Raw genomic sequence first — 15239 nt, forward strand, 5'->3', positions numbered from 1 at the left:
GTAAATGGGGAAGAGGGGACGGGATAAAATCGTTATTTTAACTCCACTGAAAGCTATAGAATCATATTAAAAAGGCCCTCAACACGTGTTGAGGGCCTTTACTTTTTCTGTCTATTTATAAAACGAGTAATATTAATACTCCTCTATATGAACAATAACAGTAGCTACAACATACATGCTAATTTACTGAAGCTCTGGCTGTGTTTTTTTCAAATATGCACGCCAGGTAATACACCATTGTTTCGGGTCGTCCAAAGAGGATTCGTCATTGCGATGCACCGTGCTGTTATGCGGAGCTGATTTGACGATATCTGGCTGAGTATAGGCTTCATTCGAGATATGCTCCAGCGCATGGATATATTCGTCGAGATCCTCCTTGGAATAGGATTCCGTTGGCTCCAGTGTGAACGGCTGTGGAACAATATACGGGTGATGAGAGGTCCAGTAATGCAAGCCAAAATCGCACATTCTCCGCGTAATATCCTCCGTCGTCACTCCGGTCTCATCCGTGAGCTGTTTCCAGCTGTAGCGTACCTGTTCCAAACGGCGTCCTTGGACATACGGGGCACTCGCTCCACGTATTTGAACAATTTTATGATATAGATAGTTGTTATTCAGCACCGCCACCTGGGCGACATCTTTCAGACCGTCCGGTCCGAGGCTCATAATCCAGGCGTAGGAGCGGAGTACAGTTTGGGCTACACCGTGAAAACTCCGTACTTTACCGATGCTGACTTCCGTTTGATCTCTCAAAATATAACGTCCGTCATCTTCCTTATCCACCAAAGGGCCGGGCATGAAATTCTTCAATTCTTCCGTCACACCGAGAGCGCCCGTAGCAGGACCGCCGCACATATGGGGCGCAGCAAAGGTTTTATGAAGATTGAAAAAGCACATATCAAAACCCGCTTCCTTCGCTCGTGTAATCCCGAGCAGGCCATTGGCGTTAGCCTGATCATAGTAGCAGACACCACCAGCTTCGTGCACCACATCCGTAAATTGGCGGATACGATGATTGTAGATGCCTGTGTCCTCTGGGTTAGCCACAACAAATCCGGCAGTCCGCTCGGAGACAACGTTCTTCAGCTTCTCAAGGTCCGGGAATCCATCCTCGTCTGGATGCAACGTAATAATCTTATATCCCTTCACGGCAGCTGTAGCAGCTTGTGAAGGATGAGAGAAGATCGTTGTAATGATCTCATCACGTTGTTCACCTTCACCGCGCGAATCATGATAGGCGCGAACGATGGAGGCCATAGCCAGAAGTGCTTGGGTTCCGCTACTTGGCTGAAAGGAGAACGCATCCATACCGGAAATCTCTCGCATTGCCAAATCAAGATTGTGGAATATCTCCAGCATCCCCTGAACAGAATCCACATCCTGCAGCGGATGTAGCTCGGTCATACGTGGATTGCGGATAAGCATTTCGTTGATCCGTGGAATATATTTCATCGTGCAGGTTCCCTGACCAATCTCCACGTTCATATCCGATCCCAACGTTTCCTGGGATAATCTCAGATAATGCCGCAGTACCTTAGCCTGCCCGATTTCAGGCAAAGCGGGAACAGTGCGCCGCCACATGGATGCCGGTATGTTGTCTTCTGCGGAGCCCACTTCAGCAGCTACAGCCGCTTCCGTTCCCGGTGGGACGACACCCCGCTCTCCGGGCCGGTGAAGTTCAAAGATAACGGGCTCATCCCATTTAGCTTGATGAAAATTACGGACCTTATGATCTCTGCGAATCCGTTTCATGGCATTCAGTCCTCCTCTATATGATCGTTATGATGTGCTGACAATGGAACGAAGAGTATCGACGAGTCGGTCCAAATCGGCCTGGGTATGCGTTTCCGTGACGCAGTACAGTGCACATTGACCCCATGATGGGTAGGATAATGACAGATTCTTACCACCGAAAATTCCTGACTCCATTAATCTCTGGTTAATCCCCTCAACGGTTAGACCTGTACCATTAAAATCAACAACAAACTCTTTGAAAAAGGTGCCATTTTCGAAGCGGAGTGACACACCTGGAATTCGTGATATCTGTTTCGCAGCGTAATGCGATTTCTGGATAATAGTGCTACCAACCTCCTGCATCCCAGCAGGACCGAGGAGGGCCAGATATACTCCTGCTGTAATGCCCCATAATGCGGTCTGGGTCCCTACCGATTCCTTACCTTTTTCCCGAAGAGCGAATGATGTACGTTCATAGGCAACGTCTCCGAAGCCGTATTCGCCTTCCACTTCGGTTGGCACGATGCCAAATAGCCGGGAAGGGTATTCCATGACGTATTTTTCCTCATCACGTGTTGCAATGAAGCCAGCCTGCCCACCGCCAAAGTTCATATGCATACCCAGCGGCTGTAAATCTCCGCAAATGATATCGGCCCCGTAATGGCCCGGAGGCTCCAGAACTCCAAGTGATATGGGATCAACACCTACAATAGAAATGGCATTAATCTTATGAGCCAGTTCAGATATCTCGGCACCCTGATCCTCAATGATTCCAAGATAACCTGGATTTTCAAAGTATACTGCCGCCGTATCGTCACTTAATTTGCTGCGCAGATCATTCAGATCCATTCGTCCTGTTACCTGATCGATGTCAACATACTGAATATCCATGACTGGAGTACAGTAATTACGAATAATTGCCGCCTTATCCGGGTCTACGGAACGCGGGAGCAGCACGATTTTGCGCCCTGTAATACGCCCCGCCATCCGAATCGCGGTTGAAGCTGCCTGAGCCCAGTCAAAGGTTGGTACATTCACGACATCCATGTCCACGAGCTCGGCAAGCAGGCTCTGATACTCGAATAGGGCCTGGAACCGACCATGATCTTCGTAAGGCTCACCGGCATAGGCCGTCACGAATTCAGAACGCTGATTAATCTCGTCGCATACAGCTGGAATGAAGTGCTGCCAGCATCCTGCACCCAGAAAATTAAGATAATCTCCACTGTGCTTGTTCTTTGCTAGTAGTCCGTCAATATGTCGGCGCAGTTCATACTCGTTCATGGCTGGCGGAAGGTCCATCTCCCGCTTCAGCTTCAGGCTGTCAGGGATTGCGTCGTGGAGTTGCTCCATAGACGTTAAACCAATCTCTTTCAGCATCGCGTCCCGGACCTCCGGAACGGTATTTGGGATATAGGGATGGGCATATGTTTTGTTGTCAGCCACAATTAACGCCTCCGTTCATATGTTGGGAAAAAGGTAATTCTTATCGTCCTAAGCGATTCCGCCTCCGTCAACAACGAGAACACTGCCTGTTACCCATGAGGATAAGTCACTCGCTAGGAACAATACTGCATTCGCGATATCACGCGGTGTACCTAGACGCTCCAGCGGTCTGCCTCCTGCAGAGGCAACCAGAAATGCTGACTCATCCTGCTGCAGCTGCCTCGCTTCGTCACGCAGGAGAGGTGTATCCGTATCCCCTGGTGATACACAGTTGACTCGAATGTTCGCCGCTCCATGGTCGATAGCCATGGCACGTGTCAGATTGACAACGCCTGCCTTTGCTGCGCAATAAGCTGCTGCGCGGTCTCCACCTTTCAGTCCCCAACCTGAGCCTGTGTTAATGATGCTGCCTCCGCCGCTAGACTCCATAATGGGAATTACATATTTAGAAAGGAGAAAGACACCTTTGAGTGAGACATCTAGTACAAGATCCCAGTCTCTTTCATCCAGCTCGGTAACCGTTTTGCGGCGAATAACCCCTGCGTTATTGAACAGGACATGAATTCCTCCAAGAGTCGATTTGATCTCTGAAGCTGTGCGTTCACAATCTGCGGCAGAGGTCACGTTGCAGCAGTAAAAGCTGGCCTGACCTCCCTGTTCACGGATACTGGCGACTGCCTCGTTACCCGCAGCCTCATTAATATCAATCAAGACAGCATGTGCCCCGAAGCTCGCCAGAAGCTCAGCGGTGGCCAGCCCAATGCCTGATGCCCCACCAGTAACGACGGCTACCTTGCCAGATAAATTCAAAACGTCCTGTGTATTAAGCATCTTTATCTTCCTCCATTTCATATTGCATCGCTTCTGTACTCATTCGGCGGCTCAGCCTTTCAGGAGAGCTATCCTCCGCCATATACGCCTGAAGCAAGATACGGAACCGGAACGCTTCCGGTTTAACTGTATTCTCAGGCGACTGTGCTGGGCCGCAGCTATTACTTCCCAGTCCGTTCTGTCGGTAATCCAGATTCAGAGTAATGAAATCACGAGGTGCCAAATCGCTCATATGCTGCGCCTTCTCCAGATCACCATCCGTGTAACGTCTAGCGCTGAAATCAAGCGTTGGCGCTCCTGCCGCCAGCAGACCGATTCCTGCTCCATCGGCAATCGAAACCCATCTTACATCTGTCCGATTTCCATTCTCTTGGGGATAAATATACGACGTGAACAATCCATCTACACTGCTCTGATATACGCCGAAGCGTCCGGCCTCCCGGCTATCCGAATAGCTCTCTCCCGGCCCACGGCCATACCATTTCACGCGATCTATATCACCGGGAACTTTCATCTGAAGACCGATTTTCGGGAGCATAGCAGGTGGTGTTCCTTCCGGCATTCCCTTCACATCTATAATGATTAGTCCGCCTGCAGTAACCGTATAGGACGTTTCACAGCGGAAGCCCCAATCGTAGACAGGAGGTGCTATGCGTGAAGTCCAAGTCATACGCACAGATGTTTCATTCAATCGATTCCAGCGGAAGTGATCTATTCGCTCGGTCAGTCGATCGAGGTGTGCCTTGCGCCAATCCGGGAGCACATACATATCGTTATCAATGGGAGCACGCCAGAAATTCAGTCGTGGTCCATGTTGAATGAGTTCCTTTCCGTTCAGGTGAAGTGAGGTGACCCCTGCACGTAGACGATTAAAAGAAATACGGAAACTGTCATTCGTAAGGATTAGCTCTCGCCCTTCTTCGGAAACTGACAACTTCTGCTCTACAGACAGCAGGGATGAGGGAGATACGGCTGAGGTGGAATGATTCGGCAGTGCAAACTGCGCCCAAGCCACCTCATGCCCCTGTTCCGCCCAAGCGCAGTCTGCTGCCAGCGTAAATCCGACATTCAGCCACATCTCCGTACCCGGCTCAAGATGAATCGACTGTTGATCTGTTAAATTCAAATGTGGAATCAATACGTTTGCGCTATCACCCGGACCAATCTGAGGAAGTACGAGTGCACCACTGTTTATGGTTCTTCCATCAGCCGTGACGCTGTAGTGAATCTGCAGATCATCTAATGTCACAAAGTCATACCGGTTCGTTACGCGAATCTTTCCTGCGTCTATCATTTCGACCCTTACAGGTTCGATGATTTTTTTATATTCAATGAGTCCCGGAGAGGGGGTGCGGTCTGGGCGAACCAGTCCGTCAATAACAAAATTACTGTTATTCGGTACATCTCCATAATCTCCACCGTAAGCGTAGTCAGCCTTGCCATCGATTGATTTTCTGCTGAGCCCATGATCGATCCATTCCCAGACAAAGCCGCCTTGAAGACGCCGATAAGTATCAAAGGTGTCAAAATACGTCCGTAACCCTCCGGGTCCATTACCCATCGCATGGGCAAATTCGCATAGAATATGCGGCTTCGGATGTTCGGTTAGCTGGCCGAATCCTTCCATTTTCTCGACGGAAGAATACATCGTGCTCACCACATCACATACTTCCGCTTCACGGTCTTCTTCATAATGGATAAGACGTGTAGAATCATTGGCTTTGCACCACTCAGACATCGCACGGAAATTGCAGCCGAAACCCGATTCATTGCCAAGTGACCAGAAAATCACGGAAGGGTGATTCTTGTCGCGCTCGACCATACGGCGGATGCGGTCAACATAAGCATCCTTCCAAGCGGGGTCGTCGCTAAGTCGTGAAATATTACCCAGCGGCTCAAAGCCGTGCGTCTCCAGGTCCGTCTCTTCCATAACGTATAATCCATACTCATCACACAGATCATAGAAACGCGGGTCGTTCGGATAATGTGCCGTCCGCACCGCATTGATATTGTGCTGCTTCATCATTTGAATATCTTCGAGCATGGTGGATACCGTAACGGTTCGTCCCGTATCTGGATGATGGTCATGCCGGTTTACTCCTTTGAGAAGGATCGGTACTCCATTCACCAAGAACTGTCCATCCTTGACTTCCACACGGCGGAACCCAACTCGCTGGGCAATCGTTTCTATAACCTGATTCTTCGAATCAACCACTGAAATGATTAGATGATATAAATAAGGAGATTCAGCATTCCATAAAAAAGGCTTTGCCACAGGCAGATTGAACTCGACACTCGAAGGATGGTTTAGATTCTTCTCAGCAGACAGGATCTGCTCGCCAACGTTATTCAGCAGTTGCAACTGTACCGTGCCCTGAACTTCTTCTCCATCCAGATCTAAGCGGACCGACAGTACCGCATTGGTAAACTCTGTATCTAGCTCCGTTACAATTCGATAATCTGTAATACGGGATGCTGAAGGCTCGGAAACCAGATAGACATCCCGGAAAATGCCACTCATCCACCACATATCCTGGTCCTCCAAATAACTACCGTCAGACCACTGGTATACCCGGACCGCCAATCGGTTAACTCCCGCCCGAAGGAAAGGGGTCAGATCGAACTCTGATGTCAGGCGGCTGCCTTGGCTGTAGCCGACAAATGAACCATTCAGCCATACATGAAAGGCGCTATCTACACCGTCGAACTTAAGTGAAACAACTCTTCCGTCCCAATGGTCTGGCAGCGTAAATTCCCTTATATAGCTGCCCGTTGGATTATCATTAGGTACATGAGGAGGATCAACAGGGATTGGGTACTCGAGATCCGTGTAATGCGGATTTCCGTAGCCTTGCAACTGCCAGTGGCCAGGGACACGAATATCATCCCAACCTGAGGTGTCATATTCATTTTGATAAAAATCCGGGGTGGCCAGATCTGGCCCCTCAGCAAATTGGAACTTCCAAATACCGTTCAGCGATTTGAACCATGGAGAGCTTCCTCTGTCATAGCTCAGAGCACTTTCTTTATTGGAATGAGGGATAAAATAGGAGCGACTCTTCGCACGGTTTCTCTCCAGCACGCTGAGGTTATCCCAGTCGCGCTCAATGTTCATAACAGTCATGATCGTCATTCCTTTCCTCTATCTGTGTGTCCTATCCTTTAATACCTGTCGTGGCAATTCCGCCGACAATGTAACGCTGGGCGAAGAAGAAAATCGCAAGTGGCGGAATCGAAATTAAGCAGGTGATGGCCATGATGGATTGCATATCAACACCGTACATGCCCTTAAATTGAGATAGGCCTAGCGTTAACGTATATTTCGTCTGATCATTAAGGAAAATGAGAGGCCCCAGATAGTCATTCCAACAACTCATGAACTGGAATACGGAGACCAGGATCAGCGAAGGTCCCATTAGCGGTACGATGATTCGCAGTAGAATCGTCATTTTACTAGCGCCGTCAATTGTCGCTGCTTCATCCAGCTCCCGAGGGAGGGTCATAATGAACTGCCGCAACAAAAAGATATAATAGGCAGAGCCGAACCACGATGGAATAATCAGCGGTTTGAGTGTGTTAATCCAACCCAAATAGTTAAACTCCATATACTGCGGAATCATCGTTACTTCCCAAGGGATCATCATGGTAGCCAGAACGACAAGAAACAGGAAATCACGACCCTTGAACTGGAATCTGGCGAAGCCGTAAGCGACGAGCGTACAGGATATCAGCTGTCCCAGGGTGGATAAAACCGTAACGATCAGCGTGTTTTTCAAAAATAAATTAAAGGGCTGGATGTTCCATGCTTCTGCGAAGTTACTGAATTTCCAGACGGACGGAATCCATTTGGGAGGAAACAGATAGAGCTCCTGCGGTGATTTCAGTGCCGTGGTTACCGCCCAGAACAGTGGGGCGATGAACAGCAGTGAGAACCCAATCAGCAACGTGTATGCAACTATTTTTTTCATCAGGACCGCCCCCTTGTACTGGCCTTAAGTTTCTTCTGCGGCTGCTTTTTCATTTCACCTTCATAGAACACCCAGGCTTCCGAAGATTTGAATACCAGAAATGTCAAGGTAAGCACGATCAGAAACATAAACCAGGCGTTGGCGGCAGAGTAACCCATCTTAAAGTATTTGAAAGCGTTCTCATACATGTACATCGCATAGAAATAGGTTGATTTCATTGGCCCGCCTCCCGTAAGTAGCAGGGCGAGAGTTAACTGCTGAAATGCTGCAATAATTGATGTGATGAGATTGAATAGAATTGTTGGCGTAATCATCGGAATGGTTACACTCAAGAACTTTCGGATTTTACCTGCTCCGTCGATTGATGCCGATTCGTACAAGTCCTTAGGAATGCCTTTAAGTCCAGCTAGGAAAATAAGCATCATCGATCCTTGTCCCCAGAGGCTGGCAACGACCATTGCAACAAGCGACCAGTTTGTATCATTCAGCCAATCGGGTCCCTGAATGCCCAGGACAGACAAGAAGTAGTTCAGAATTCCATAGTCTCCGCTGTATACCCAGGACCAGATCATAGCAAGCGCAACACCTGAAATTACAGAGGGGAGATAAAATGCCGTACGGAAAATGGCGCTTCCTTTAACCCTTTGGTTGAGCAGCATGGCAAGTCCGAGTGCAACTACAATATTGAGCGGAACGAAGAGGGCTGCAAATTTAAGTGTGACAAATAAAGATTTCCAAAAAAGTGGATCATTCGAAAACATCTCTACATAGTTGTCTATCCCTATAAAAGTTACCTTACCGACGATTGGCCAATCAAAAAATGAAATGACCAATGAGAACAGCAGGGGGCCTAAAGTGAAGAAAACAAATCCAAATATCCAAGGGAAGATAAAGAGGTAGGGTGCAAGCCCACCCCATCTACGTTTTTTCAAGGCCTTAAGGGTAGCTGTCGGTTCTGATGTATTCTGCAGGTAGGTCTGAGCCATCTCCTAACCTTCTTTCTACAAGTGTTATTTCAAATATCGTTCGCTGTCCTTAACCGCCTGATTCAGCGCTTCTTGGGCATTGCTGCCGTGCATAACTGCTTCCACTGCAGCCGACAGCTGTCGGTTCACTTCATTCCACTTCGGATTGAGTAGAAATGCAGGTGTATTGTCCGAACGCTCAAGCATGGTGTAATAAGGTTTGTAGAGCGGATCTTGATCCTTCTTGAGTTCGTTTACAACACTTTGTCGTACTGGCAGGTCAGCAACACGCATTTTGATCGATTCATTAGAAACATAAAATTTAACGAATTCCCATGCCAGATCTTTGTTCTTGGAGTCTTTGGCAATAGACAGGGCAGATTCTGCAAGTACACCTTTAACCGGTTTGCCTGGAAAAGTCGGAATTTCGACCGTACCTACATCAACTCCCGCTTGTTTGAATGATTCGAGCGGCCAGATTCCGCTTTCCCACATGGCGATCTTACCGCCTTTAAAGATATCATCACCGCTTTGCTGGCCTTTACCACCTGTGAGCACGGCGGTGCCGTCCTTCACCATATCACCAAACATTTGGATAGCTTCAGCGGTTTCTTTACTGTTCATGTAGCCTTCGATGGTTTTACCATCCGGGGAAATAAAGGAGCCACCGTTGCTCCAGACAAAGCCCTGCAAGTCATACGTATCATTCTCGGCACGTGCACCGAAACCGTACTGCTTCTTAGATGGATCCGTCAGCTTTTTAGCGATATCCTGGAAATCGCTCCATTCCCATCCGTCTTTAGGATAAGGGACACCCGCAGCATCAAAGAGCTTTTTGTTATAATAGACGACACGAGTCGTGAAGCCTGCCGGAATGCCGTATAGCTTATCGTCAATTTTTCCGTAGTTGAACAATCCTTTGTAAAAATCATCTATCTTCAGGTCTTTATCTTTTTCTGCGAAGCTATCCAGTGGTTCAAGAGATTGATGGTAAGTAGGGAAGTCCCACATGTACATGACGTCTGGCGGGTTACCCGCTCCAAAGCCTGCGGCTAGCTTCTGGTCAAATCCGTCCGCATAGGCCTCAACCTGCACCTTTGTACCGGGATGTTCTGCTTCAAACTTCTTGGCGATATCCTGCTCAATTTTGAGCGCGTCTCCCGTATCCCAGGTTGCAAAACGAAGCGTCTTCGTCTGATCCGAACCGCCGTTCTCCGGATTGGCTGTTCCAGCGTTACCGCTGCATGCAGACAGTATAGATACCATCAGCGTCGTTGCAAGGACAATGTGTGAAATTCTTTTTTTCATATTGTCAGCTCCCTGTCAGTGAGGTTTATAATAATTGAACCGCTTTCATCGTAACGCGAATGAAAGCGGTTCAAAACGTGTATCTATTCGAATGTTGTTGTGATTTTGTTCGAATTATTGAAGCAGGTGTCAATCTGTTCGGGACCCTTCGTCTTTTTGTTGGGAACGGTAATGACTCGGTGTCTGACCCGTACAGCGTTTGAACCATTTGCTAAAATATTTGCTATCTCCTAGTCCTGTTCGCTCCGCAATTTCCTGCATAGTTAGATGTGTATCCCGCAATAAACCATAAGCAAGGCGTAGTTTCCGTTTATATTGGAAGGCAATGAAACTATCACCGACAGCCTTCTTAAAGAGAATGGAGAAATGACTGCGGCTGAGCCCAACCTCTTCCGCCAGTTCGCTGGCTGACCAGTCAGCTGCGGGATTAGCATACAGTAGATTCACGGCTTTCCAGATCGGATCTGGCCAATGATTTACGGATATCCCATACAGCTTCTCTAGCTCAGCTTCTTTATGAAGGTTTTGGAATGCCAGCTTCAGATCATCGCTGTTGAGCAAGGATTCTTTACGAGTCCACTTCAACTGACTGCATTTGCTCTTACTCTCTACCAGAAGGCCGTCTGCAGACCCTCGCAGCGTATCAGGAACGATCCAATAGTAGTATTCTTCTCCATAAGGAATGATCGTACCCTCGCGCATGCTGCGGTCATTTTTCTCAGCTTCTTGTAGCAGCTCGGTCCAAGATGCTCCGCATTCTGCCGTTCGAATGAGATATATCAACAGCGGCTGACCATTAACATGCGATTGACCGCCATGCAGCTTCTCCAGCTCCTCTGGAAATTTACAGCTATGTCCGTTCAGCCATGCAAAGAGCAGTGTTTCCATACGTTCTTCATCTTTTAGAGAGGGGGGAGCGGAGACAGATAGTTCCTGCTGGAACTTCTTTAACATGTCTTCAAGTTCTTCGTCCTCAAAAGCGGTCTTTAAAAGATATCCGGATGCCCCAAGTTGAATTCCCTGCTGTGCGTATTCAAAGTCGCGGTGACAACTGAGCAGAATTATTTTGGTCTTCGCCGCCATCTCCTTTATCTTGCGAGACAGCTCGATGCCATCCATCTCTGGCATTACAATATCTGTTATTACAATTTCAGGCCGATGCTCCAGAAAGGCTTCCCAGGCTTTTTGTCCATTGGGCGCGTCAGCTATAACTTCCATTCCAAATTTCTCCCAAGCTACGGTCGAACGTAGGCCTTTCCGTACAATGCTCTCATCATCTGCAATCAGCACCTTAATTCTCTTTGCTGTATCCATCCGGACGCTCCTCCTCTTTGGGCCAATGAATGACAATCGCTGTACCTTCACCCTTAGTCGAAAATACTGTAAGTCCGTACTGCGAGCCGAAATGCAGTTTGAATTTCTGGTCTGCGTTCTGGACGCCTAATCCTCCGCGACCACGACGTTTCTGATCTGGAACAAGCAAACGCTCCCGTTTTTCTTCTGTCATACCTGCTCCATTATCCCGGAGAGTCAGCAGAAGTTCATTTTTTTCCACGGTGACATCGAGCTTGATTACACCTATTCCATCCGTGAAGCCGTGGAAAAATATATTTTCAAACAGCGGTTGTAGAGTCATACGCGGGATCAGATACTGCTTCAGTGAGTCCTCGCAATTCAGCTCATAGCTGAACACATTTCCGTACCTGATCTCCTGAATTTTCAGGAAATGCTCAATCATGCGTAGTTCTCTGCCCACCGTGATCAGTTCCTGCGATATATCCAGATTTCCTTCCAGCACCATCGTTAAGTGATATAACATCTGACGGATATCATCAGCCCCTTCCAGACGGGCCTTCCACTGAATGGAGTTCAACGTATTGAACAGCAGGTGGGGGTTAATCTGATAATGGAAAGCCTTCAGTTCTGCTTCCTTCTTGAGTCTTTCGCTCTGTTCCACTTCTTGTACAAGCGATTGAACGCCACTTACCATCCGGTTAAAACTCATATCAAGGCTACCTAGCTCATCTCTGCCTTCGATCGGCATTCGTGTATCCAACTTACCGAAGCTGACTTTCTGCATCGAATCCTTTAGCGTGCGAATACGAGCTGTAAACCTCGACGAGAACAGATAGGCGAATCCAAAGGCAAGCAGACATGAAATAACGGCCACGACAATGGTATTCGACCGAATAATGCCCGAGGACAGGTAGAAGGCTTTGGCAGGTAATCTCGCTTCTATGGTCCACTGGTTCACGGCAAGCGTCCGAATCCATGTAATATCACTATCCTTCTTCGTGAAATCGGGTGCGCTTTCATATATAATTCTTCCGTCCGAAGCTTTAATGGTCAGATGCGACTTCGTATCTGTCTCAAACAGCTTGAACATATGGATCAGTTCCTGCGCATTCTCCTCTATGAGTATGGTGCTGCCGTTTTGCGTTCCGTTGGAATTATGAATCGGAACAGCGAGCCCAAGAACGGGAAGATTCGAATCGCCTGAACTGCTCATTGCGTGATTTTGCATATAAAAGCCTAGCCAGTATAGTCCTTTATAAGAAGCCGGTTTTGTCTTCCATTCTGGCATATTTCTCAGCTTGGCAACGTCCAAATTGTTCTCTCCATAATAATAGCCTGAGGGCGTAATGATATAGATTCCTGCGGTTTGGTCTGTCCACAGCGATTTCAGTAGGGCTTCAAAGTCATTCTTCTCAATGATTTCGCTATAGCTTACAGGTGCCTGGTTCCTTAGATCGGTATGGGCGGGATCAAGCAAATACGAGTAGATCGTTTCACTCATTTGTTTCATTCGGCCTAAAGATGAGCTCGTTTGTTGTTCCAACTGCGCTACAGCATTTTCACCATATTTGCCAAACTGGGAATTAATGATTTTGGCGGATTGGTAATAGGACAACGCACCAAGCGAGAGCAACGGAATCAGAGTCACGATGAGAAAACAGAAGAGCAGCTTGGTCCGTATACTGCGGTAGGAACCAGAGAAAATGCGTTTATTTAGCTGCCTGATCCATTGGATGTTCATAAACGGTTTCCCCTCTCGCTATAACTACATCTACCTGCATTCTAGCACGGACAGGTAGCCTATAGAAGAATCCAATCATTTCATGGTAACGCTTTCAAATTACGGATTGCAAATAAAATTTTTCGGGTGAACGGGAAAAGCACCTCCCCGGAAAGCTGTTTAAAACAGCAGCCAGGGACGTGCAATATTGGTTTTAGATTGTGTACTCGTGCCCCAGAACCAGGAACACACTCGATGTCCATGTGAATGCCCTGTCACGTAGGCCTTCACCAGTCAGCGCATCGAAGTTCTCCGCCATACCACTCCGGCTAAGCATATTGCAGAAGCGGCGGGATACTTCTCGAGCCAGCTCCAGGTCACCGGCAGCAGCTACGCCCTCCACGAGCAGCATGGTTGATGGAGCCCAGATCGGTCCACGCCAGTACCCGTCTGGTATATAGTAAGGGCTGCTTATGCTCTCGGTTGCCCAACCATTTTCCGTCAGGAAGCGATTCTCCTCCCTGAGCCCTTCCAGAAGAAGATCTCTGATGGGTTCAGGCAGGCGTTTGCCCAGTAGAATCGGAATGAATAACAGCAGACTGTCTCCAGCTGAAGGTTCATGTGTACCTGAACGTAAGGAGATAAATCTATCCTCTTTCCAGAAGTGGCTGATCATCTTCTCCAGCGTATCGTCCGCCAGTTTTCTCCATTCAGAAGATTCCGTGGTAAGCCCAAGCAATCCAGCAATTTCAGCCAGAAGCTCTGTCTGGATAATCAGAAAGGCAGCTAAATCCGGACTTTCTACAGGAATGCCATTATTAAACGCGGTGCTGTTATCCCAGCCGGAATCATTACCGTGGTTATATTGGGGAATCCCATCACCATCATCATCACGATACCGGAACCACCATTTCGTCCACTTGGACAATGGGCCGTACACTTCACGAAGCTGCGCCTCGCGAATATAATCCGTACGTTGCATCATCCAAGCCAGTGTCCATCCGTGAATAGGAGGTTTGTTGCAGTTCCACAGCTCATATTTATCGTTCACAAAGTCAGGAATTAATCCACTCTCATCTTGCCGATCAAAAAAGATCATGAACTGGTCCCACGCCAGCTTTGGATCATGGCGAACAAGCGCCATCGCATTGAAACAGTGGTCCCAGCTCCATATATTTGTCATCCAGTTCTTTGACATATACATAGCTGGACGCGTCAGACAACCCTCCGCCGGAACGAGGCAGGACCAAGTAATGTAAGCCGCAAGCTCCCGCGCATCCTGCCAGCGATCAGGGATCGCAAGACTGCTGTCCAGCCAGTGGCTGAATTCAGTCCGAACCGCTTCTACGTCATCATCAAAGGACTCCCATTGTGGGCGAGGCTCCCATACTGTGCGGAACTCCTCAACGGCAAACTCAGCTGTATTCGTGTCTGTATCCGGATTGAACTCTGCGATTACGCGTGAGCTCTTGATTTTATCCCACGGCACTTCCAGCTTCATGTCACCTACAATTCCAGTCAGCATGAAGCGGCATTCATGGGTGAAGCTATTTACTTCCCAGCTGTTCTTATTCACCTCATATGCATAATCATAAGTTGACGGGATAAAGGTCAATCTGATCCCGCACCCTTCCGAACGGAATCGGACCGTGCGACTATCCGAAATACAGATTTCCGCAAAGATTGCGGGCTCTGGTGAATTCAGCTGGACAGTTTCTGGAGAAGCTTCTGTCGTGAATGGAATCGTCTGATTCTGCTGATCCAACAGTTCGATACGGAACGCCTCGCCAAATTTATCATCCCCACCCCGCACAGTTCGTAGGTAGAGGCCCTGCTGTCTATTCTTGCCTTCAGGCAGAAGAGAGACGGCAAGGAACGACTCTCTGCGGCTGAAGGGTACAAAGTTCAGATCGAATTTCATAATTCTCCTCCTTCAACAAGGAATAATACGCTTTCATTGTAAACCGCTGC

The 15239-nt window shown here is 48.1% G+C and carries 10 protein-coding genes; all 10 read right to left on the minus strand.

The features are described from left to right. Window positions 1-183: 183 nt before the first annotated feature. Complete coding sequence (gcvPB, locus tag MHB84_RS14845) at window positions 184-1752, minus strand: aminomethyl-transferring glycine dehydrogenase subunit GcvPB (protein WP_076287435.1); 1569 nt, start codon at window positions 1750-1752, stop codon at window positions 184-186. 27 nt (window positions 1753-1779) lie between these two features. Continuing rightward, entirely contained in the window at window positions 1780-3180 is a 1401-nt protein-coding gene (gcvPA, locus tag MHB84_RS14850) for an aminomethyl-transferring glycine dehydrogenase subunit GcvPA (RefSeq protein WP_076287436.1), read from the minus strand. Between the two features lie 48 nt (window positions 3181-3228). Beyond that, window positions 3229-4011 carry an SDR family NAD(P)-dependent oxidoreductase gene (locus tag MHB84_RS14855; protein WP_076287437.1) on the minus strand — a complete coding sequence of 261 codons (783 nt, stop codon included), beginning with the start codon at window positions 4009-4011 and terminating at the stop codon, window positions 3229-3231. Then, on the minus strand, window positions 4004-7135 hold the full coding sequence (locus tag MHB84_RS14860; RefSeq protein ID WP_083678761.1) for a glycoside hydrolase family 2 TIM barrel-domain containing protein: 3132 nt from the start codon (window positions 7133-7135) through the stop codon (window positions 4004-4006). Before MHB84_RS14860 ends, MHB84_RS14855 begins: the two co-directional genes overlap by 8 nt. 31 nt (window positions 7136-7166) lie before the next feature. Beyond that, on the minus strand, window positions 7167-7979 hold the full coding sequence (locus tag MHB84_RS14865) for a carbohydrate ABC transporter permease (protein ID WP_076287438.1): 813 nt from the start codon (window positions 7977-7979) through the stop codon (window positions 7167-7169). Beyond that, window positions 7979-8965 (minus strand): carbohydrate ABC transporter permease, encoded by a 987-nt coding sequence (locus tag MHB84_RS14870; RefSeq protein ID WP_076287439.1) that lies wholly within the window; start codon window positions 8963-8965, stop codon window positions 7979-7981. The genes MHB84_RS14865 and MHB84_RS14870 overlap by 1 nt, the downstream gene beginning before the upstream one ends. Window positions 8966-8989: 24 nt before the next feature. Further along, on the minus strand, window positions 8990-10252 hold the full coding sequence (locus tag MHB84_RS14875; protein ID WP_076287440.1) for an ABC transporter substrate-binding protein: 1263 nt from the start codon (window positions 10250-10252) through the stop codon (window positions 8990-8992). 129 nt (window positions 10253-10381) lie between these two features. Beyond that, a complete protein-coding gene (locus tag MHB84_RS14880) occupies window positions 10382-11566 on the minus strand; it encodes a response regulator transcription factor (protein WP_076287441.1) in 1185 nt (394 codons plus the stop codon). Continuing rightward, window positions 11544-13289, minus strand: a complete 1746-nt coding sequence (locus MHB84_RS14885; RefSeq protein ID WP_076287442.1) for a sensor histidine kinase — start codon at window positions 13287-13289, stop codon at window positions 11544-11546. The genes MHB84_RS14880 and MHB84_RS14885 overlap by 23 nt, the downstream gene beginning before the upstream one ends. 193 nt (window positions 13290-13482) lie before the next feature. Further along, window positions 13483-15189 (minus strand): amylo-alpha-1,6-glucosidase, encoded by a 1707-nt coding sequence (locus MHB84_RS14890; protein WP_076287443.1) that lies wholly within the window; start codon window positions 15187-15189, stop codon window positions 13483-13485. Window positions 15190-15239: the final 50 nt, after the last annotated feature.

The organism is Paenibacillus sp. FSL F4-0087, assembly GCF_038020215.1.
GTDB lineage: Bacteria > Bacillota > Bacilli > Paenibacillales > Paenibacillaceae > Paenibacillus > Paenibacillus taichungensis.